The following is a 19,868-nucleotide window of genomic DNA, read 5'->3' as shown; positions in this document are numbered from 1 at the left end:
GTTCCTGCCCTTCGGCGCGATCAAATGAAAAAGCCGCAACCTCAGGAGGATACGAAAATGGTGACCTCTAAGAGAATTCCGATACTCAGTATTGCCATTTTTGCAGCATCGTTTTTGGTCGCTTCACCGTCATGGGCGGAGTTCTGTGCGCCAAAAATCGTTAGCCCGGAACCAGAAGCCGTCACGTCCACAACCCCAACCATACAGGCAACGGCAGAGAGTGGTTCCAACTGCAACCCGAACGCAAAGCGAGTCAAGCTTGAGATAACGCACGTCGAGAATAACAACACCGTCTATACCTATGAAAAAACGCGCGGCGAGGGGCTGTTTACTGGTAGGGGGTACACGACCGGCATGCTGCTGCTCGACCACAGCGTGCCGTCCGGAGAATTGGTGGAGGGTGAAAAATACAAGGTATACGTCGAGTACCCTAACCCCAGTTTCCCAGCAAGTTTTGATGAGCATGCCGGGTGTTGCTGGATTACCATTAAAACGTCCGACGCGAAAACCAGGCAATCAGCGCAGCGCGCTCAGCATACTATCGTCATCAGTGGCCGCAATACATCCGGCAGCACCGGATACACTATCTCGGGCGGCGGAGATCTTGAGCAGGTCAGCGGAACCCTCGATGGTCGCCAAGTCTCGATTCAGGGAAATGACACGGTCGACGGTAATTTGGCTCAGGGCCAAGTTGGCGGAGCTGCCGATGGCTTCCGCGTATTCGGCAAGATGCCCGGAATATTGCTGAATGAACCTGGCAACGCCGATATTTACGTCGATGGGCAACCATTTTACACAATCGTTATCAGCGGTCGCGACACCCAGGGTGGTACCGACTATACAATTTCCGGCGGAGGAAGGTTGGAACAGGTAAGTGGCCGCCTGGACGCAAAGGACGTTTCGATACAGGCAAACGACAACGTTAGCGGCAATCGCGCCCAAGGCCACGTTGCAGGCGCGGCAGACGGCTTTCGCGTTTACGGAGAGCGTCCTCAAATATCGCTTGACCAACCCGCGAATGCCGATATTTATGTCAATGGCGAGCTTCAGTGATCAGCAATGAGCAGGGGATTGCAGGTGGATCGATCGTCTGCACTGATCCATCGACAGGTCGCCGAGGAGGCGTTTTACGCTTTGCCTGTAAGGAATACGCGGTTCGGTTCACTGATCAAGTGCTGCCACAGAACAATCAAGCAGCACCGCAGGAGTGTCGTCTACGCTGAAAACAGCGTGATGTCATTCACGGCAATACCATCAAGGGAGATGGCACTATGTCCATTGATCAGCAAAAACGCCAAGATTTACTCGGCAAACTGAGCCGTCAGTTCCGCTATACCGCGCCTGCGCTCGCACTGGTGGCAAGCGGTGGGGCGCTTGATGCCATGGCAAGCGATCAAAGCGTTGACGCCACGCCCAGTGAGGCGCCGAGCGCGTTACTGTTGGCTAGCAACCATGCGCAAGCGGAAGGCGAAGCGCAGGCAGAGGGGGAAGCTGAGGGAGAAGCGGAAGGCGAATCACAAGCGGAAGGTGAGGGCGAAGCCGAAGGAGAGGGTGAAGGCGAAGCGCAAGCCGAAGGTGAGGGCGAAGCTGAAGGGAGCTCAGGGACCGGTGAGCGCACTGCGCAAGTCTCCCGCCCAGAGGGTTACGAGCCCGGTTACGACGAAAGCGGAGACAACCCGAAAGACCTCATTGAGCGTGGCAAAGCGTTGTTCAATGATCCTTCATTAAGCACCAACGGGCTATCGTGTGCTAGCTGCCACGGGCCGGATGGCCAGTCGGGCTATCAAGATTCTTTCAACCAACCTTATCCCCATCAGGTGAGTATGGGGGTGAATCAGTTTGGTATGGAGACCGTGCATGCCGATGAGATGGTTCAGCTCTGTATGGTCGCTCCCATGGCCGCCGAGCCCCTGGATTGGGCCTCCGATGACTTAGCCGCCCTGTCGGCGTATGTGGTGCATGCCAGAGCGCGCTTTGCCGGCGAAGCAGAAGGCGACTGCAACGACGAGAGGTGAGCGTTGCACTGGTTTTACTTAAGCGCTCAACTCAACAAAGCGGCGCAGGCTTTAATCCTGCGCCGCTTTATTGCCGGCTTTTTAGCGTTATGGCTGTGTGGCTAGGTCGGCGATACGGGCGAAAATCTCGTCGAGTTCGCTGGCAATCTCAGTGAGCTCGCTATCGCTATCCTGCGTGTAGGAAGCAAAAACAGCACTTGGCGTTTTCCACGAAAGCGTTGCGGTTCCCGTGGGGGTTTCCGTGACATAAAAACGCAGCGGCGCCTCGATCATGGCCGGCACGCTTAGGCGGATAATGCGCACGGCAAAATCGTTGCGAAAGACGCCGATCACTCGGTTACCCGGGATGGTTTCGCCGCGTGCAGCGGCCGCCGCTGTGGGGCTTGCTTCGGTCACGACAAACATATTGGCTTCAAGCACCGCCTCGTGAAGGTTTTCTATGAGTTGGCTATAGCCCTTGTCGGTCTCAATCACCTCCCAGCCCTCCTGAGGCCAGTCGCCGTGCTCATCGGCGTTGACGGTGAAAGAGACGGTGAGCAGCACGCTTAAGACAAAAAACGACGCTACCCGATACGTTACGCTGTAAAGGTGTTTAAAAGGGTGTGTCATAAAAACGCTCCGGCAGTGGGTGGCGGCTAAAAAGTCACCGTTTCTGAAGCGGACGCCCTGAGGCGTTCGCTGACTTGCGGGCTCGGCGCCCAAGTTGACCGCTACACGTAGCGGATGGCCGCTTTGTCGCCAGGTGGTCGCTTGCGCGCAGGCGTGAGTTAGCGCTAACCGACCAATGGGCACAATCAGGCCGTTCTCCTCTGCCAATGGGATAAACTCCCCCGGTGACACCATGCTGCCATCCGGCTGGGGCCAGCGGATTAACGCCTCCGCGCCGACCGCTTCGCCCTGGGCGTCGAATTGCAGCTGGTAATGCATCACCAGCACATCATCATGAATGGCGTCTTTTAGCGCCTGTAAACGCTGGTGGCGTTGATGCAGGTGGGTGTTGAGCTCGTGAACGAAGAAGTGATAGCGCTGCTGGGTTTGCCGCGCACGGTGGGCCGCTAAGTGGGCGTGGCGCAAAAGCTCACGGGCGTCTTCGCCATCTTGCGGGCCCAGGGCGATACCGGCCACGATTTGGCACTCGATGCGTTCGCCGTCAACCTCAAGCGGTTCGGCCAGGGCGCTCAGCCAGCGCTCAACGTCTGCCGTGACGCGGGAGAGCGAGGCGGTAACCGGGAGGAGCACCGCGAACGTGTCACCGTCTAATCGGGCAGGAGTGGTGGACGCATCGACCTGCTGGCGTAAGCGTTTGGCCAGTGCGGCAAGCACCTCATCCCCGCCTTGGTGGCCCAATAAACTATTCACCAGACGAAAATTCTCCAGATCCAACACGATGAGCGCAAAGCCGCTCTGACTAACGGCGGTGCGGTAGGCTTGATCAACGCGGTCGTAAAGCACGTGGCGGTTAATCAACCCAGTGAGTTCGTCGTAGCGGTTGCGCTTCTCAAGTGCCTGTTCGTAGGCTTTGCGATCGGTGATATCGGTGCCGTAGAGATTGACGTAGCCCGCATCGACAAGCGGGGTAAGCGTGATTAATAGCCAGCGCTGGTCAAGGTAATACTCCTCCTCGACAAGTTCACCGCTTTTTAGCGCGCTCTCAATGCGTGACCGCCACGCCTCAGGCACTCGCAGCGATTGTGGCTCATCGTCTCTTTGAGCATCGTCGCTCGGGGCATCGCAGCGCCAGTGGTTAAGCAACGGACGAGCAGCAGTGTTGGCGTAAAGCAGCTCCCCACGCTGGTCGATACGCAGCACCGGTTGGCGATTTTCCTCGGGAAAGCGGGCAAGGCTTGCCACGCGTGCTTGCGCTTCACGGCGCTCCGCGATCTCTTGTCGAAGCCGGCGGTTGGCGTCGTGTAGCGCTTGAGAGCAGTTGGCCACGTGTCGAGAGAGGTTGAGCCATTCACGCCATGCCATGTTGACCTCCTGTTAATGTCAGTGTAGGTGCCGGTGTTGCGATCGCCACGTTGCTGCTGGCCATGTGGCTAATTGGTTAATGATCGTTAAAAGCGGCCCCACCACCAGCGCGGTTTTAAGTGCGCGTGGCCATAAAGGTAGGCTATGGGTGTGATCGGCAACCTTTATCGTCATGTGTTCCCCCTGAATGGCGCTTGCATGTTAAATTGAACACGAATTGATCAGACAGAGTGTTAGTGATGGCGGCGGGCAGACCCTTACAACATCAACCCGATGTAGCGTTAACCGCGGCGATGGATACCTTTTGGCGATTGGGGTATCACCATGCGTCGCTGCGTGACTTGCTCAAGGCGATGGGGATTTCGCGTAGTTCGCTGTATCAGCTTTATGGCAATAAAGAAGCGCTCTTTTTGGCGGTGCTGGGGCGTTACCGCAAACAGTTGCTGGATAACTTGGCGGCGGCGTTTGATCAGGCGCCGTCGGCGTGGGCGTTTATCGAAAGCCTTCTGACCCAAGCGGCGCTGGATGCGCAAAGCGAGCAGGCAGCGCTTGGCTGTTTGATTTTCAACTCCGCCACGGAGCTGGGCGGCGAAACGTCCTTGCCAGCGCAAACCGCCCGTGAGTGCGTTGACGACATCAGCGGTTTTTTCGCTGAGGTCATCGCGCGTGCCCAGCGCGAAGGCAGTATCAGCGCCGATTACGACCCTGCCAGCACGGCGCAATTCTTAACCCTCTCCATGTCCGGGCTGCGGCTTTTGCTCAAAAGCGGCGCGACAACCGCTCAAGCTCAGCAAACGGTCAAGCACATTCTGCAAGGCTTGCGTTAAAGGCGCAGCCTACCGTCCTTGGGGTACCTCAACTACCCGATCCGGCACAAAGCTGGGTGCGTCGAACTCATTCGGGTAGCCGCCAGGATTGGCCATCACCCATGTACCTTGGCAATCCAAGTCGACCGTTTCATGCACGTGGCCGTGAACCCACAGCGCGGCGTTTCCCATGAGGTGTGGCAGATGTGACGCGAAGGCGGGGGAGAGACTATCGCCTTGATAGCGTGGCGGAATACAGTCGGCAAGCGGCGCGTGGTGAGTGATCACGACCTTGGGGCCGTCGAAGTGAGCGGCAAGTTCGCGCATTAGCCACGTTGCTGCTTTGCGGTGCAGCCGTTGGCTCTCTTCAGGAGAGAACGTGTTGCCCTCGGGCTGCTCGATGAGGTGAAAGTCCGGCATATAGGCGAGTGCTCTCTGGAAAGTTCGTTCGGTATCTTCAACCGATGCATCGGCATAGAGCGCAAAATCCGTCCAGAGCGTACTGCCGAGAAACTTAACGCCGTCTATGGCCACGCTGCTGTTATCCAGCAGGTGAATCCCAAGGCGCTGAGCCTCAGCGCGCAGCTGCTCGCGTAGCAAGGGCATGCTGTGGCCGTAAAATTCATGGTTGCCGGGCACGTAGAGAATCGGTTGATCGGGAAAACGTGCCGCCGCCCAAGCAAGCCCTCGTGTCCCTTCGTGAATATCTCCGGCTAACACCACCACGTCGGCAGGTACGTCGGGTAGCGTGCGCCCGTCATCGAAATGTTCAAGGTGCAGGTCGGATAAGACTCTCAGTTTCACGGGCACTCCCTTTTCGGCGCTCGCCGCCGAGGCGCTGGTTGCTTGGCTGGAACGCGCCTAGCGCTTGTCTCTGACTGAAACGACAAAAATGCCCCGCTTTAACGGGGCATTTTGTCGATAAGAACCAGCAAAACGGTGATTATTGATCGTCTTTTTCGCTTTCGGGCTTATCGCTGCCTTGATGAGAAAGCGGGCTGGCTTGATCCAGGCGCGGGTGATTATCGAGAAACTCGCGCTTGATATCGGGCAGTTTGTCTAGCGCCTGAATCGTGCGGGTGAGCGCGTGAATCGCCGCGAGCACATCCTGGGTGTTGCCGGTTTCCGAGATGGTGTGCATGTTGCGGATCGGAAAGCCAATCGAGGTGGCCGCGCTGTCGATGGAGGCTAGCACGCCCGCCATGCCGTCGGTGCCGGTATCCACCCCTACGATGTCGCGCTGCAGGGGGATATCATTCTCTTTCGCGGCCTGAGCGATGACGCGGTTTAATTGCTCGCTGGCAATGGAGCCAACCGCCATGGTGAAGCCTTTGCCCATTTCCAGCGGCTGCATGCGCTTATCGCCAATGCCGGGGGCGGCGACGTAGTCGTGGTTCACATCGACCCCGATTAGGGCATCCGGCTTGAGCTCGCCAGCGAATACGCGGCTACCAAAGCGGCCAATCTCCTCGTAGCTGGCGATCGCGAACATCACGCGTACCTGCTCGGTGCCGCCGGCCTCACTGATTAGGCGTGCGACTTCGGCGGTGACGAAGCAGCCCAGGCCGTTATCCAAGTAGGCACCGTAGAAGGTATTGGGACTGAAACCGTGACGAATCGGACGGTCGAAAATGATCGAATCGCCGGGCTTCACGCCTAGATTCAATACCTGCTGTTTTTTGTTCTCGCCATGGATCTGTAAATCCAGGTAGATCTGCTCTTTTTTGATGCCCTTACTGCCATCACGCATTGCCGGGTCGGAGAAGTGGATCGCACCAAGCGCTTCCACGGTGCCGCCTTCAATGCTGCGGTAGCTGCCCGGCGCCTCGGGGTCTTCGCTGAACAGCTTGACCTCATGGCCGATGAGCACTGTGGGCAAGAAGGAGTCGGTATTGATCCAGATCTTGCCGTCCTCGCCGATCGAGCGCACCTGCATGCGGATCTTGTCGGCGTGGCCGATGATCATCAGTTTGAACATATCGTCGCGGCCCGGGTGGGTGTCGAGCACCACGCCGGCGTTTCCGCGAAACTGGTGCAGGTGCCAGTCGCTCGGGGCAAAGGTATCGAAATGGGGTTTTAACACGCCGTAGGTCATCGCGCCTTCCAAGCCGACCGGGCTTGGGGCGGCGAGGATATCGCGCATCAGCTTAAACTGCGCGTCGGGCATGGGTTGTGTCCAGGGGGTGTTGGCATTGTTGCTATCGCTCATTCACGATCTCCTTGAGGGTTGCTGTGGTAGCAGCGAATGGTTAAAGGACATGGACGCTCTTATACACAGTCTGCCAGAACCGGGGCGCTTGTGCGTAGGTCGTGTAGTCGCAAAGGGCGGAAACCTCGTAGGATAGCGTAAAGCAAGATAATAAGACGGCTAATCAATGTCATGAATAAGGAGATCCGCGTGGCAGAAACAGATCTGCGTGCACAGCGCTTTAAGGTCTTGCTGGCCGGCGTGTTCAGCCAACTGCTGTGCATTGGCGTGGCGCGCTTTGCCTATACGCCGCTGTTGCCGGTCATGCAGCAGCAGACCGGGCTTAGCGACGCCGATGGCGGCTGGTTGGCGGCCCTTAACTATGCGGGCTACATGCTTGGCGCGGTGCTGGCCATGACGGTGCGCACTGTTGACGTCAAGGATGGGCTCTACCGCGCGGGGCTTCTACTCGCCGTGGTCACCACCGCCGGGATGGCACTGGCCGAGAATTTCTGGCTCTGGGCGGGGTTGCGCTTTTTGGCGGGGCTCGCCAGTAGCGCCTCTATGCTGCTTGCCTCGGGGCTGATTTTGCACTGGCTGATTCAGCACCGCCAGCGTGGCGAGCTGGGTATCCATTTTGCCGGCGTGGGCGTGGGGATTTTACTCGCGGCGGTGGCGGTGGAGGCCATGCTGCGCCTCTCCATGGATTGGCGGCTGCAGTGGTGGGGCTTTAGCCTGTTGGCGGTGGTGCTGTTAATCCCCGCTTGGCGCTGGCTCCCGCGCCCGGTCAAGCCAGTGGCGGGCGGGGAGTCGGCCTCAGCGGAACAGAATAAGCCGCCGGGTCGCACCTTTATGCGCCTGATGATGGCGGCGTACTTCTGCGCCGGTTACGGCTATGTGATCAGCGCCACCTTTATTGTCACCATCGTGGAGCGCGAGCCGCTGCTCTCGGGGGCGGGTAACTGGGCGTTTGCCTTGGTGGGGTTGGCGGCCGCGCCGGCGGTAATGCTGTGGGACTTGATCGCCCGGCGCATCGGCTATTTGGGCGCGTTAATTGCCGCGATGCTGCTGCAGGTGGTGGGTATCGTGCTGCCCGCGATGACCGCAAGCCTGCCCGCCGTGCTGTTGAGCGCGGTGCTTTACGGTGGCACCTTTTTGGGTTGTGTGAGCCTCGTACTGACCATGGCCGGGCGGCTTTACCCGGCAAGCCCGGCGCGGTTGATGGGACGCATGACCCTGGCGTATGGCGTGGCGCAGATTGCCGCGCCCGCGCTCACCGGCATGCTCGCGGAGGCCACCGGCCACTACGGCATTGGGCTGTGGCTCGCGGGTGGTTTTGTCGCCTTGGGAGCGGTGCTATTGGCGTGGTTGCGCTGGGTGGACCAGACCGCACAGCGCCTTGACGCCGAGGCGAAAGCGACCACTTACGTCTGAAGAGGAAATTTTGCCGGCGGTCTTAGGCATTTGTACCAAAATCGTCTAGGATGGCGCGTTTTTCCCCATAGGAAGGACAAACGATGACCTCCGCTGCGCAACCTCGAACTCAGTGGCTTGGCCGCTGGGGCTTTCTGCTCGCGGCCACCGGCTCCGCCGTGGGGCTGGGCAACATCTGGAAGTTCCCTTACATCACCGGCGAGTTCGGCGGCGGTGCCTTTGTGCTGGTCTACCTGGCTTGCATTTTGGCCGTCGGCGTACCGGTGATGATGACCGAAATCGCCTTTGGGCGTCGTGGGCGCGGTAGCCCCATTGATGCCATCCGCCGTGTTGTCAGTGAGTCCGGTGGTGGTTCGGCGTGGTCGCTGATCGGCTGGATGGCGATGCTGTGCGGCTTTTTGATCCTGTCATTTTATGTCGTGGTGGCGGGCTGGTCGTTCTCTTATCTTTGGAAAATGCTGAGCGGTGGTTTGAGCGGCGAGAGCGTCGATGACATGATCGCGGTCTTTGTGGCGAATAACCAAAACCCGCTTAATCTGGGTTTTTGGAGCACGTTGGTGACGCTGCTCACCATGCTGATCGTGGGTAAAGGCGTTCAGGAAGGTATCGAAAAAAATGTCAGCTGGATGATGCCCGGGCTGGTGGTGATGCTGCTGGTGCTGATCGCTTACGGCATGACTTCCGGCGGCTTTGGCGAGGCGGTGCGTTTTCTCTTCTCCTTCAACGCGGGAAGCCTCTCCAGTGAGGGAATGCTGGCTGCCTTAGGGCATGCGTTTTTCACCTTGTCGCTGGCCTCTGGCGCTATTCTCACCTATGGCAGCTACCTCCCCAAGAGTGCATCCATTACCCGCACCACCTTGGGCGTGGCGGCAGCGGACACCGTGGTGGCGCTGATGGCGGGGTTGGCAATCTTCCCGGTGATTTTTGCCAACGGCATGAACCCAGGCCAAGGGCCGGGGCTGATTTTTATGAGCCTGCCGCTGGCGTTTGACGCCATGCCGCTAGGCACGCTATTCGGCATCCTCTTTTTTGTCATGCTGTCGATGGCGGCATTGACCTCGTCAATCTCCATGGTGGAGGCAACGGTGTCCTGGCTGTGCGATAACAAAGGGCTCTCCCGTCGCGCGGCGGCATGGGGGACCGGTATCGTGCTGTGGCTAGTCAGCACCTTGGCGATGCTGTCGTTCAACGTCGGGGCTGAATGGACGCTCGCGGGGAAAAACGTCTTCGATTGGCTCGATTACCTCACCGCACGCTGGATGATGCCGCTCGGTGGGCTAGGCATCGTGGTACTGGCGGGCTTCGTGCTGAAGTCTGAGGTCTTGCGTGATGAGCTGGGGCTGTCGCCACTGCCCTATACGCTGTGGCTGGCGATGGTGCGTTACGTCAGTCCGCTGGGTATTCTGGTGGTTTTTGTCGATGCGTTAGGGGTCTATTCGGTCTCCTTTGCCGCTCACTGGCCGTGGCTACTGGCGATTCTGGTGGCGATGGTCGCCCTCGGTGAAGGGCTCAGCCCGCGCTTGCGCCAAGCGCTGCGCTAAAGGCGGTTGCGCGTTTCGGCGATGGCGCCGGGGTGCGTGCCCGCTTGGCAGAGTTCGCCCCAATGGCTGGTATAGCGGGGTGAGCGGTGCGCGCAGCGTAGATGCCACACCGCTCGCTTTGGGGGTACGCCAAAAGTGATGGTGCCTTGGCCGTGACGCTGATTGATGCGGTCGAGCGTGGCCATCAATCGCTGCTGGAGGTGGCTTGTTTTTGGCGGTGGGTTGAGCAGCGTCATCTGATACTGCTCAGCGTCGACAAGATCGACGAGCATGACCCCCGCCTTCATAAACGCGTAGCCCGGGCGGTATATATGCTGAAGCCCTTGGCGCACGGCGGCCAGAATCTCGCGTGTGTCATCGGTGGGGTAGGGCAGCGCGATCAGCGTTTGCGGATGATACTGCGCAAGGTCGCGGCGGTGGCGGTTGGTGTGCAAAAGCAGCATGACCGCCCGGGCGAGGCCTTTCTGCTGACGCAGCTTTTCCGCGCTGCGTTGGGCGTGGCGGTTAAGGGCCCCGTAAAGATCCTCCCAGGCGCCGGTCGCGCGACCAAACGAGCGCGACGTCATTATGCGCTGGCGCGGCTCATCCGCGGCATTCATCGCCAAGCACGGCGTGCCGCGTAGCTCCAGCGCGGTTCTAGCCACGACAACGGAAAAGCGCCGCCGCAGCCGTTGAGTGTCGCTTTCGCGTAGCGCCCAGGCCGTGGTGATACCGCAGAGCGCCAGACGCTCGGCGAGGCGTCTGCCGATCCCCCATACCTTATCGACTGGTGTGCGTTTGAGAAGCGATGCGGTGGTGGCGTCGTGGCCGTCCAGCAGGCAGGCGCCTTGGTAGTGGCTATCGCGCTTGGCGTAGTGGTTGGCGAGTTTGGCCAGCGTATGTGTCGGTGCTAGCCCCACGCATACGGGCAGACGCAACCCGTGCCAAATACGTTGGCGAAGGGCCGTTCCGAGGGCTTGGCACGCGGTGTGATCGAGCCCATCCAGATAGAGGAACATCTCATCGATCGAGTACGGCGCCACCTTTGGGCAGGCGGCCTGAAGCAGCTGCGTTAGACGTGCCGACATATCGCCATAAAGGGCGTAATTGGAGGAGAGCAAGTGCAGCTCACCGCGCTGCCAGGGGCCTTCAAGCTGGAAGGCGGGTGTGCCCATTTCCACCCCTAGTGCTTTCAACTCCTCCGAGCGAGCAATCACGCAGCCGTCATTATTCGACATCACCCCGACTGGTAGGCCGTCAAGCTGCGGCTGAAAAATGCGCTCGCAGCTAACGTAAAAATTGTTGGCATCGACCAGGCCGATCACGAGAGGTACTCGTGGACCACGGCGCGCACCACGCCCCATATTTCACATTCGCGCTCGCGCAAGGCGACAGGCCCGTAGTGGGGGTGCCCTGAGCACAGATGCGGCTCATTGCGGTGCAGCGCGTAGCGTTTGATCAGCAGTTCGCCCTCCAGCAGCGCCACCACGATATGCCCCAAGCGCGGCGTAATGCTGCGATCCACCACCAGCAGGTCACCGTGAAAGATGCCCCAGCCCTGCATGCTCTCGCCTGCGGCGGTGAGGTAGAACGTGGTGGCGGGGTTCTTGATGAGTCGGGTATTCAGATCAAGGGTGGGTGACTCGTAATCTTGCGCGGGTGAGGGAAAGCCACTAAACCCCGCCTGGGCACAAACCGGCAGGAGTGGCAACGCAAGCGGTGCGCAGGCGTGAGGGAGAGAAAGCATCACAATCACCATTAACTGTATAATTGATCAATATATTTATATATACAGTAATTGGCTGTCTTTCTCAAGCCTCCTTAGCGGGCAAGCCACATGCCGACCACAATGGCGCTCAAAACAGTGATGAAAAATACCCAGTTACGGCTGCGTGTATCGCGATGGGGTTTCATGTTGACCTCTTGCAATTTTAGGGTGGATAGGAGCCAATACCGCTCAGACAATAATGGGATGGCGAGGCGACGAATGGTAGCGACTCTGGCGTACCGGGTGAAGGAATTCCAATGACAACCGCGTCACAAACAGAAACGGAGATACCCCTGCAGGCGGGCGAGCCTTTGACCCTGGCGAATGGTCGATTGGCAGCGTTGAGTTGGGGCCGGCGCGATGCCCCTACCTGGCTTGCGCTTCACGGTTGGTTGGATAACGCCGCGAGCTTTTCCCGGCTGGCACCGCGCTTAGCGAAGGCGCTGGATATCCGCATCGTGGCACTCGATTTTCGTGGTCACGGCCATTCATCAAAGGAGGAGAATGTTCCACAAGAGCATGCCCATCAAGACTATGCTCATCAAGACTATGCCCTGTGGGACTACTGCCATGATGTGCTGGACGCCATGGATGCGCTGGCGATAAATAAAACGACGCTGTTAGCGCACTCCATGGGGGCCGCTGTCAGCTGTCTTCTGGCCGCCGCACTGCCTGAGCGGGTGGAACAGCTTGTGCTGATCGATGGTCTGGGTGCCATCAGCACGCCGCCGGAGCAGACGGCCGGGCAGCTGCGCAAGGGGTTGATCGCGCATCGTCGCCCACGTTCGCGTCCACCGCGCTATGTAGACATCGAGACGGCTGTGGCCGCACGTGTGGCGGGAGGTGTCACGCCGATTGACGCGGATACGGCACGCCCGCTGGTCGCACGTAATAGCCGCGTGGATGATGACGGCCATGTTTGGCTACGTACCGATGGCCGGCTACTCAAGCCGTCGCTGGTGCGCTTTACCCCGGAGCAGGTGTTGGCGCTTTTGGCAGAAATACACTGCCCAGTGCTGCTGATCGAAGGTGATAGCGGTATTTTGGGCGAGCGTGCCTGGGCGCAAAAAGCCCGTCAGGCGGTGCCCACGCTCACCCGACACGTGCTCGCCGGAGGGCACCACCTGCATTTGGAAGCGCAATCCGTCGAGGCCGTTGCGAATACGATCGTTCAGCACACCATCACAGCGCGCTGTGGCAATCAGGAGAGGCACCATGGGTGAGAGAAAGCGGCGAGAGCAGGCGAGCTCGGGTCATAAAGTCGCGCTGGTCTTGGGGAGTGGCGGCGCGCGGGGCTACGCCCACATCGGGGTGATTGAAGCCCTAGAGGCGCGCGGTTTTGAGATTATCTCCGTTTCCGGCTGCTCAATGGGTGCGCTGATAGGCGGTATTTACGCGGCGGGTAAGCTGCCTGAGTACCGCGACTGGGTGTGCCAGCTGGATTACCTTGATGTGCTTAAGCTGGTGGACGTGACGTGGAGCCCGATGGGGGCGATGCGTGCCAATAAGGTCATGCAGAAGCTGGAGAGTCTGGTGGGAGAAACACAGATCGAAGACCTCGCCATTCCCGTGACCACCGTGGCCACTGACCTGGTGCGACAGCGCGAGGTCTGGTTCCAAAATGGCCCGCTTTTGCGTGCCATTCGCGCCTCCATTGCCGTGCCGGGCGTTATTACGCCGGAGCACTTGGGGGATCAGGTGCTCGTTGACGGCGGCTTGCTCAACCCGCTGCCCATCTTGCCCGCCGTGGCCGCCCACGAGGCGGATCTTGTTGTGGCGGTCAATGTTACCGCTCACAGCCCGCAGCCGGTGTCGCTGACGGACATGCTGCCGGAAGGCACCGCCGAAGATACCCGCAGCGATGACGAGCGCGAGCGTGATGAAAGTATCGGCGGTTGGCTATCGGAGGTGCGCGATGCCACTCGTCGGCTGTGGGAGGGGCTTGGCAGCTTGGCGAGTGAAAATAGCAGCAGCGAAAGCGCCGAGGAGCGTGGTAAGCGCGAGTGGGGCAAGCTGGATATGATCCTGGAGTCGTTCGATATTACCCAAGCAGCGCTGGCGAAATACAAAATCGCCGGTTATCCGCCGGATGTGTTGATCGAAGTGCCCAAAACGGTGTGCAGCGCCTATGAGTTTCATCGCGCCAATGAGCTGATTCGCTTAGGTCGCCATTTAGCCGATAAAGCGTTGGATGCCTCACTACCGCCCAGGTTTGCGCAGCAGCACGTAAACGGCGCCGGTACCGCCGTCGATCTCGATGGCGGAGCAGAACGCTAACACGCCAGGCCATTCGCGAAGCCATGCGTTGGTGTGGCTTTTCAGCACGGGGTAGTCCGCGGTGGTGCCCCAGGCCTTGCCATGAACGATCAGCACGCAGCGCATATGCTGGGCGACGGCATCGCGCAGAAAGCTTTCTAGCTCGGTACGGGCTTCTTCCAGGGTGTAGCCGTGAAGGTCGAGCCCGGCTTGCCACCCGGTTTGGCCGCGCTTGAGTTGGCTAAGCGTGCGCCACGGCAGGTCGGGCACGGAGAATTCGAGATACTCCGAGGGGCGTACCGCTTCGACGCGACCATCGGAGGTGCGCCCGGTGGTTTGCAGGCTTTGGCTTTCCACCGCCGCTTGCCGCCGCGCCGCCTGGGCGACCGCGTTGCGTTTGGGTTTGCCGGGGTCGGCCTGGTTGGCGTTGATGCGACGCACGCCGGCCGCTTTTAGCGCTTGGCGAAAGGCGCTGATCTCTTCCTCATCGGGTTGGTGGCGGCGTGTCATGGCAAACTCTAAGGCGAAGGCGGTGAGCGTTAGTGTAGCGGTAGCGAAAGCGCACAGTATAGCGACCTTAGCGCCGCTGTGAACCGGGCGGTGTGAAAGGTACAATCCTTTTCCTAACCAATCGACGTATTTGATGACCGCCTGCTAACCAGGAGCCACCGTGGCCGCCACGCTTTCTTCTTCTACACAAACGCCCCCGCTTCAAGCGGCGTCAACGCTCGCGCTGAGCAACGCCGAGCTGACTCAAGCGCTTTATTCGCTGCGCGACTATGTGCGCTGGGTCGCGAGCGAGTTTCATCTTGCCGGCCTGCATTACGGTCACGGTACCGACTCGGCGTGGGATGAGGCCGTGGCGCTGTGCTTGGGGGCGCTGCATCTGCCCTGGAATATTGATCCCGCGGTGCTGGATGCGAGGCTTTTGCCCATGGAGCGCGAACGCATCGTGGCCCTTGCCCGTGCACGCATTGAAACGCGCCGGCCCTTGCCGTACTTGCTTGGCGAGGCCTTCTTCGCTGGTGTTCCGTTTAACGTCGATGAGCGGGTCTTGATTCCGCGCTCGCCGATTGCCGAGCTGATCGAAGATGGCTTTGCCGCCTGGTTTCCACAGGAGCCGCCTGAGAACGTGTTGGATCTCTGCACTGGCTCAGGCTGTATCGGCATTGCTACCGCCCTCTACTTGCCCACAAGCCGCGTGACCCTGGCCGACATCAGCCCAGAGGCACTTGCCGTTGCGCGCGAGAACATCACTCGCCACGACGTGGGCGACCGGGTGCGTGCGGTGGCGTCGGATGTCTTCGATGGCTTAACGGGGCAGCGCTTTGACCTGATTGTCTCCAACCCGCCCTATGTGGATGCGCGTGATCTCGCCACCATGCCCGCCGAATTCCGTCACGAGCCCGCCTTGGCGCTCGGCGCCGGTAGCGATGGCCTGGATATCGTCCGGCGTATTCTGCGCCAGGCCCGCGAACACTTAAGCGACGATGGCTGGTTGATTGTAGAGGTGGGAAACTCTGACCGTCACGTTGAGGCGGCCTTCCCCGAGGTACCCTTTATCTGGTTGGAATTCGAGCGTGGCGGCCAGGGCGTGTTTGCCCTTTCCGCCGCTGAACTCGACGCCCATGCGGCGTCTTTTGCGTGAGGAAATAACGCCCATGTCTGGCAATACGTTTGGCAAGCTATTTACCGTGACCACCTTTGGCGAGAGCCATGGCGCCGCGCTCGGCGCCATTGTCGACGGCTGCCCACCGGGGCTGGCGCTCACGGAAGAGGACCTGCAGCGTGATTTGGACCGCCGTCGCCCTGGCAGCTCGCGCCACACGACCCAGCGGCAAGAGGCCGATCAGGTGCGCATTCTTTCGGGGGTTTTCGAGGGTAAAACCACGGGATGCGCGATTGGGCTTTTGATCGAAAACACCGACCAGCGCTCCAAAGATTACTCCAAGATCAAGGACCAGTTTCGTCCCGCGCACGCCGACTACACCTATCACCACAAATACGGTCATCGCGATTATCGCGGCGGCGGTCGCTCAAGCGCCCGGGAAACCGCCATGCGTGTGGCGGCGGGGGCTATCGCTAAGCAGTTTCTCGCCGCGCAGGGCGTGCAGGTTCGTGGCTACATGAGCCAGCTCGGGCCGATTAAAATTGACTTTAAAACCTGGGAATCGGTGGATCAGAATGCATTTTTTAGCCCCGACCCGGAGAAAGTGCCCGAGCTTGAGGCGTACATGGATCAACTACGCCGCGATCAAGACTCCGTGGGCGCGGAGATCACCGTGGTCGCGGAAGGCGTGCCCGTGGGGCTGGGAGAGCCGGTATTCGACCGTTTGGACGCCGAACTCGCCCACGGTTTGATGAGCATTAACGCCGTTAAGGGAATCGAGATCGGCGCCGGTTTTGCCAGCGTGTCTCAGCGTGGCAGCGAACATCGCGACGAGATGACGCCGGAGGGGTTTCTTTCCAATCACGCCGGCGGTGTGCTCGGCGGCATTTCTAGTGGGCAGCCGATTGTGGCGCGCCTGGCGCTTAAGCCAACCTCAAGTATTACCACCCCGGGGCGCTCGATAGATGTACACGGTGAGCCGGTTGAGGTGGTGACCAAAGGGCGCCACGACCCCTGCGTGGGCATCCGCGCGACACCCATTGCCGAGGCGATGATGGCGATCACTGTGATGGATCATTGGCTACGCCACCGGGGGCAGAATGCGGATGTCAGCGTGACCACGCCAAGGCTGGGTCAATGCTGACGACGTGAACGAAAAAGCGCTTAAACGCATACGCGGTGAAGATGGGGTATGACTGCTACACTCAGGGGTAAGGAATGAGGAGCAAGCCATGAAAATAAACGTGGAATTTGACCTAACGCCGGATGAGTTTCGTCGCGCACTCGGTTTGCCGGACGTGGAGGCGTTTCAGCAGAGCCTTTTGGCCAATATCCAGCGGCAAATGGAGTCCGGGGTTGATGGTTATGACCCCATGAGCCTCATGCGACCCTATCTACAGCAGCCCATGATGCAGCAGGGGTTGTCGCAAGGTCTCGCAAGCTTCGGCACGTATCAGCAGATGATGATGGATATGCTGAAGCAAGCCGGTAATGCGAGTTACTCCAGCGGTAGTAATGACGACGCCAACGAAAACGCAGAAACGGGAAAGAGAGGCAGCGCCACCTCATCGCAGGCAACTAGCGATGCCTCCTCGGGCGCCGGCCAGGCCGCCCAAAACAGCGCAAGCAAAAGCAGTTCCAGCAGTAAAGCGAAGACCGCATCGGCCCGTTCGCGTACTAAGCGGGAGAGCAGCTAGCATGGCTGCGGTATTGACAGTTGCAAAGGCAGAGGGTAGAGATTATTCTTGTTGCGCTGCAGCAAGGTTGTCGCTTATAACAATTTAAACGCCGCCTATTTTCAAGCAGGTAACGACTCAACCAAGGGGTACATACCATGCAAGATAACATGATGAACGCTTTCAACACGCAAACACGCCAACTCTTTGAGCCGATGCGTAAAGTGAACTCGCTGATGCTCAATAACATGGAAAAAATGACCCAGTACCAGCTGGAGGCAATGAAGCGTTACAGCCAGATGGGGACTCAGCGCATCCGCAGCGCGACCGATATCGAAGATGCCGAAAGTCTGCGCGAGTTCGGTGCCAAGCAAGCCGAAATGCTTAACGAGCTTTCGCAGCAAATGCAGGAAGATGCTCGCGCTATGAGCGAGATGAGCCTTGAATTCAAGGCGGAAATGGAAAAACTCTTTAGCGAAACCGGCAAGCAGATGAGCGAGCAGGCGAGCGCCGCAGCAAAAGCCCAGCCAACCGCGAAGGCATCCAGCCAGCCGTCGCGTAGCGGTAGCTCAAATAGCACGAAAAGTTAAGTCAGTGTTATTCATACGGCGCCCTAGGGCGCCGTATTATTATCATGTATGGTTAATGAGACATTGTCGTCTTGTTGTTTAGCTAAGCTCGATAGAGCGGAGCGCTCGAGGCGCTAGCTTGTGCGAGTATTACGGGAGAGTGAGTATGCAGTCAGGGTGGGAAATGCCGTCTCAGGTCGATACACAAGCCTGGAACGCTCAACTGAAAGAGGTCGGTGAGCATTACCAAGCCTTGATGCAGGACATGTTCACGCGCCTTGCACCAAGCGAAGCCGCAGAGTCCGTGCACAACGATATGCGCGAAAGCTTTGAAGCTGCTGCTCAAGCGCTGGCACAAAACCCTACGCTACTGTGGCAAACGCAGGCACGTTTGCTTCAAGACCAGTGGTTGCTGTGGCAGCAAAATGCCCGCGCCATGGCGGGAGAAGAGGTTGAGCCGCTGATTCAGCCTGCCAAAGGGGATCGTCGTTTTAGAGATGAGGCTTGGACAAAAGAGCCTTACTACCTCGCGATCATGCAGCAGTACTTGCTGTTTTCTCAGCTTGTCGATGAGCTCATTGATAACCTCGACGGCTTGGATGAGACCCGAAAGCAGCACTTACACTTTTATGCCCGCCAGTTAGTGAGCGCGATGTCGCCCACTAACTTTGTTGCGACTAACCCGGAAGTGATGCGCGAAACGCTGGAAACAAAAGGGAAAAACCTGATCGAGGGATTGGCGCGTTTGCGCGAAGACCTGGCCAACTCGGCAGAAGGCATCAACGTGCGCATGACCGACCGCAGCGCCTTTGGCGTGGGCGACAATATCGCCGTCACGCCGGGGTCGGTGGTGTATGAAAACACCCTGATTCAGCTGATTCAGTACACGCCGACCACGGAGAGCACGTTTAAAACGCCGCTGCTGATCGTGCCGCCCTGGATCAATAAGTATTACATCCTGGATTTGCGCCAGGATAACTCCTTTGTGAAGTGGTTGGTGGATCAAGGGCATACGGTGTTTTTGATCTCCTGGCGCAACCCTGGCCCTGCGCAGAGTGACCTTACCTGGGCCGATTACATGCAGATGGGGCCGATCAGTGCGATCGAGGCCATCGAAAACGCCTGTGGTGAAAAGTCGGTCAACATGGTGAGTTACTGTATTGGCGGAACGCTCACCGCGTCGACGGTAGCGTATCTCACCAGCACGCGTCGCGGTCGCAAGGTGAAGTCGGTCACTTATATGGCCACATTGCAAGACTTCCGCGATCCAGGTGAGCTGGGCGTTTTCCTCAATGAACAAGTCGTTCAGGGTATTGAGAAAACCCTTCAGACCAAGGGCTATTTAGATGGCCGTTCGATGGCGTATACCTTTAATTTGTTGAAAGAGAATGACCTGTTCTGGTCGTTCTATATCAGCAACTACTTAAAAGGTGAAATGCCCGCCGCTTTTGACCTGCTGTATTGGAACACCGACGGTACCAACTTACCGGCAGGTACCCATGCCTGGTACCTGCGCCATATGTACCTGGAAAATCGCCTGGTCGAGCCGGGTGGCATTGAGTTGGACGGCGTGAAGATCGATCTGCGCAAAGTCTCAACGCCAAGCTACTTTATCTCGACAAAAGAGGATCACATCGCCAAGTGGAACAGCACCTACTATGGCGCGCTGCTGCCTAAAGGGCCGGTGACCTTCGTGCTCGGCGGCTCGGGCCATATTGCGGGAATCGTGAATCCACCGCGTAAAAACAAGTACGGTTACTGGACCAATAGCGAACTGCCAGACACGCATCAAGAGTGGTTCGAAGGGGCAACCTTCAACGAAGGCTCCTGGTGGCCGCACTGGCAGGCATGGATGACCGACAATGGCTATGCCGATACAGAAAAAATGGTGCCGGCACGTCAGCCGGGCGAGGGTGAACTCTCGGTGATTGAGCCCGCTCCGGGCCGCTACGTGCGCCAGACCATTCCCGAGGTGTTGGGGGAGATGGTCGAGGAGGTCGTTGAGAGCGCCTCGGCCACTAGCCGTTACTCTAAAGTGCAGGAGTAGTCCTCGTAC

General features: G+C 58.9%; 18 protein-coding genes. 12 read left to right on the top strand and 6 right to left on the bottom strand.

Features of this window, described 5'->3' with window-relative positions:
• The first annotated feature begins 24 nt into the window (after window positions 1–24).
• Window positions 25–1,053: a hypothetical protein gene (locus tag BQ9846_RS06115; protein ID WP_144049385.1), complete on the top strand. Its 1,029-nt coding sequence runs from the start codon at window positions 25–27 to the stop codon at window positions 1,051–1,053.
• Between the two features lie 218 nt (window positions 1,054–1,271).
• Window positions 1,272–2,015: a cytochrome c peroxidase gene (locus tag BQ9846_RS06110; protein WP_075879835.1), complete on the top strand. Its 744-nt coding sequence runs from the start codon at window positions 1,272–1,274 to the stop codon at window positions 2,013–2,015.
• An 87-nt stretch (window positions 2,016–2,102) separates the two neighbouring features.
• Here the strand turns inward: BQ9846_RS06110 and BQ9846_RS06105 are convergent, their stop codons facing one another.
• A complete protein-coding gene (locus BQ9846_RS06105) occupies window positions 2,103–3,986 on the bottom strand; it encodes a diguanylate cyclase domain-containing protein (RefSeq protein ID WP_075879833.1) in 1,884 nt (627 codons plus the stop codon).
• Window positions 3,987–4,225: 239 nt separating this feature from the next.
• Between BQ9846_RS06105 and BQ9846_RS06100 the strand changes: the two genes are divergently transcribed.
• Entirely contained in the window at window positions 4,226–4,813 is a 588-nt protein-coding gene (locus tag BQ9846_RS06100; RefSeq protein WP_075879831.1) for a TetR/AcrR family transcriptional regulator, read from the top strand.
• A gap of 9 nt (window positions 4,814–4,822) precedes the next feature.
• On the opposite strand, the gene BQ9846_RS06095 is transcribed toward BQ9846_RS06100, so the two are convergent.
• Window positions 4,823–5,596 (bottom strand): metallophosphoesterase, encoded by a 774-nt coding sequence (locus tag BQ9846_RS06095; protein WP_075879826.1) that lies wholly within the window; start codon window positions 5,594–5,596, stop codon window positions 4,823–4,825.
• A gap of 139 nt (window positions 5,597–5,735) precedes the next feature.
• Window positions 5,736–7,001, bottom strand: a complete 1,266-nt coding sequence (locus BQ9846_RS06090) for a M20/M25/M40 family metallo-hydrolase (RefSeq protein WP_075879824.1) — start codon at window positions 6,999–7,001, stop codon at window positions 5,736–5,738.
• Window positions 7,002–7,190: 189 nt separating this feature from the next.
• On the opposite strand from BQ9846_RS06090, the gene BQ9846_RS06085 reads away from it, so the two are divergent.
• Window positions 7,191–8,414 (top strand): YbfB/YjiJ family MFS transporter, encoded by a 1,224-nt coding sequence (locus BQ9846_RS06085; RefSeq protein WP_422821878.1) that lies wholly within the window; start codon window positions 7,191–7,193, stop codon window positions 8,412–8,414.
• 83 nt (window positions 8,415–8,497) lie between these two features.
• Complete coding sequence (locus BQ9846_RS06080; protein ID WP_075879822.1) at window positions 8,498–9,955, top strand: sodium-dependent transporter; 1,458 nt, start codon at window positions 8,498–8,500, stop codon at window positions 9,953–9,955.
• On the opposite strand, the gene BQ9846_RS06075 is transcribed toward BQ9846_RS06080, so the two are convergent.
• On the bottom strand, window positions 9,952–11,259 hold the full coding sequence (locus BQ9846_RS06075; protein WP_075879820.1) for a Y-family DNA polymerase: 1,308 nt from the start codon (window positions 11,257–11,259) through the stop codon (window positions 9,952–9,954). The two genes, BQ9846_RS06080 and BQ9846_RS06075, sit on opposite strands and share 4 nt — an antisense overlap.
• Entirely contained in the window at window positions 11,256–11,681 is a 426-nt protein-coding gene (locus tag BQ9846_RS06070) for a LexA family protein (RefSeq protein ID WP_075879818.1), read from the bottom strand. The genes BQ9846_RS06075 and BQ9846_RS06070 overlap by 4 nt, the downstream gene beginning before the upstream one ends.
• Before the next feature lie 278 nt (window positions 11,682–11,959).
• Between BQ9846_RS06070 and BQ9846_RS06065 the strand changes: the two genes are divergently transcribed.
• Together BQ9846_RS06065 and BQ9846_RS06060 are read left to right on the top strand one after the other, a co-directional pair.
• Entirely contained in the window at window positions 11,960–12,925 is a 966-nt protein-coding gene (locus BQ9846_RS06065) for an alpha/beta fold hydrolase (RefSeq protein ID WP_075879816.1), read from the top strand.
• Window positions 12,918–13,979, top strand: a complete 1,062-nt coding sequence (locus BQ9846_RS06060; RefSeq protein WP_083651489.1) for a patatin-like phospholipase family protein — start codon at window positions 12,918–12,920, stop codon at window positions 13,977–13,979. Before BQ9846_RS06065 ends, BQ9846_RS06060 begins: the two co-directional genes overlap by 8 nt.
• Here the strand turns inward: BQ9846_RS06060 and BQ9846_RS06055 are convergent.
• On the bottom strand, window positions 13,902–14,468 hold the full coding sequence (locus BQ9846_RS06055) for a Smr/MutS family protein (RefSeq protein WP_075881663.1): 567 nt from the start codon (window positions 14,466–14,468) through the stop codon (window positions 13,902–13,904). The genes BQ9846_RS06060 and BQ9846_RS06055 overlap by 78 nt on opposite strands.
• 160 nt (window positions 14,469–14,628) lie before the next feature.
• Here BQ9846_RS06055 and prmB point away from each other — a divergent pair, with 160 nt between their 5' ends.
• The 5 genes from prmB to phaC all read left to right on the top strand — a co-directional run bounded on the left by prmB (window position 14,629) and on the right by phaC (window position 19,859).
• Window positions 14,629–15,606 carry a 50S ribosomal protein L3 N(5)-glutamine methyltransferase gene (prmB, locus tag BQ9846_RS06050; protein WP_075879814.1) on the top strand — a complete coding sequence of 326 codons (978 nt, stop codon included), beginning with the start codon at window positions 14,629–14,631 and terminating at the stop codon, window positions 15,604–15,606.
• A gap of 13 nt (window positions 15,607–15,619) precedes the next feature.
• The gene (gene aroC, locus BQ9846_RS06045; RefSeq protein WP_075879812.1) at window positions 15,620–16,711 is read left to right on the top strand and encodes a chorismate synthase; all 1,092 of its coding nucleotides are present in this window, start codon (window positions 15,620–15,622) and stop codon (window positions 16,709–16,711) included.
• Window positions 16,712–16,799: 88 nt separating this feature from the next.
• Entirely contained in the window at window positions 16,800–17,264 is a 465-nt protein-coding gene (locus tag BQ9846_RS06040) for a DUF6489 family protein (RefSeq protein ID WP_075879810.1), read from the top strand.
• Window positions 17,265–17,401: 137 nt separating this feature from the next.
• A complete protein-coding gene (locus tag BQ9846_RS06035) occupies window positions 17,402–17,833 on the top strand; it encodes a phasin family protein (protein ID WP_075879808.1) in 432 nt (143 codons plus the stop codon).
• A gap of 145 nt (window positions 17,834–17,978) precedes the next feature.
• Window positions 17,979–19,859, top strand: coding sequence for a class I poly(R)-hydroxyalkanoic acid synthase (gene phaC, locus BQ9846_RS06030; protein ID WP_075879806.1), 1,881 nt, complete (start codon window positions 17,979–17,981; stop codon window positions 19,857–19,859).
• Window positions 19,860–19,868 lie beyond the last annotated feature (9 nt).

This window comes from Vreelandella massiliensis (genome assembly GCF_900155385.1).
GTDB classification, from domain to species: domain Bacteria; phylum Pseudomonadota; class Gammaproteobacteria; order Pseudomonadales; family Halomonadaceae; genus Vreelandella; species Vreelandella massiliensis.
This window is presented reverse-complemented; position numbering and strand designations above follow the sequence as displayed.

Excerpts from the sequence above, each read along its gene's own strand:
- BQ9846_RS06115 (WP_144049385.1), top strand. The coding sequence starts at position 25 with ATGAAAAAGCCGCAACCTCAGGAGGATACGAAAATGGTGACCTCTAAG.
- phaC (WP_075879806.1), top strand. The coding sequence starts at position 17,979 with ATGCAGTCAGGGTGGGAAATGCCGTCTCAGGTCGATACACAAGCCTGG.
- BQ9846_RS06040 (WP_075879810.1), top strand. The coding sequence starts at position 16,800 with ATGAAAATAAACGTGGAATTTGACCTAACGCCGGATGAGTTTCGTCGC.
- aroC (WP_075879812.1), top strand. The coding sequence starts at position 15,620 with ATGTCTGGCAATACGTTTGGCAAGCTATTTACCGTGACCACCTTTGGC.
- BQ9846_RS06055 (WP_075881663.1), bottom strand. The coding sequence starts at position 14,468 with ATGACACGCCGCCACCAACCCGATGAGGAAGAGATCAGCGCCTTTCGC.
- BQ9846_RS06110 (WP_075879835.1), top strand. The coding sequence starts at position 1,272 with ATGTCCATTGATCAGCAAAAACGCCAAGATTTACTCGGCAAACTGAGC.
- BQ9846_RS06060 (WP_083651489.1), top strand. The coding sequence starts at position 12,918 with ATGGGTGAGAGAAAGCGGCGAGAGCAGGCGAGCTCGGGTCATAAAGTC.
- BQ9846_RS06100 (WP_075879831.1), top strand. The coding sequence starts at position 4,226 with ATGGCGGCGGGCAGACCCTTACAACATCAACCCGATGTAGCGTTAACC.
- BQ9846_RS06070 (WP_075879818.1), bottom strand. The coding sequence starts at position 11,681 with ATGCTTTCTCTCCCTCACGCCTGCGCACCGCTTGCGTTGCCACTCCTG.
- BQ9846_RS06090 (WP_075879824.1), bottom strand. The coding sequence starts at position 7,001 with ATGAGCGATAGCAACAATGCCAACACCCCCTGGACACAACCCATGCCC.
- BQ9846_RS06065 (WP_075879816.1), top strand. The coding sequence starts at position 11,960 with ATGACAACCGCGTCACAAACAGAAACGGAGATACCCCTGCAGGCGGGC.
- BQ9846_RS06035 (WP_075879808.1), top strand. The coding sequence starts at position 17,402 with ATGCAAGATAACATGATGAACGCTTTCAACACGCAAACACGCCAACTC.
- BQ9846_RS06105 (WP_075879833.1), bottom strand. The coding sequence starts at position 3,986 with ATGGCATGGCGTGAATGGCTCAACCTCTCTCGACACGTGGCCAACTGC.
- BQ9846_RS06080 (WP_075879822.1), top strand. The coding sequence starts at position 8,498 with ATGACCTCCGCTGCGCAACCTCGAACTCAGTGGCTTGGCCGCTGGGGC.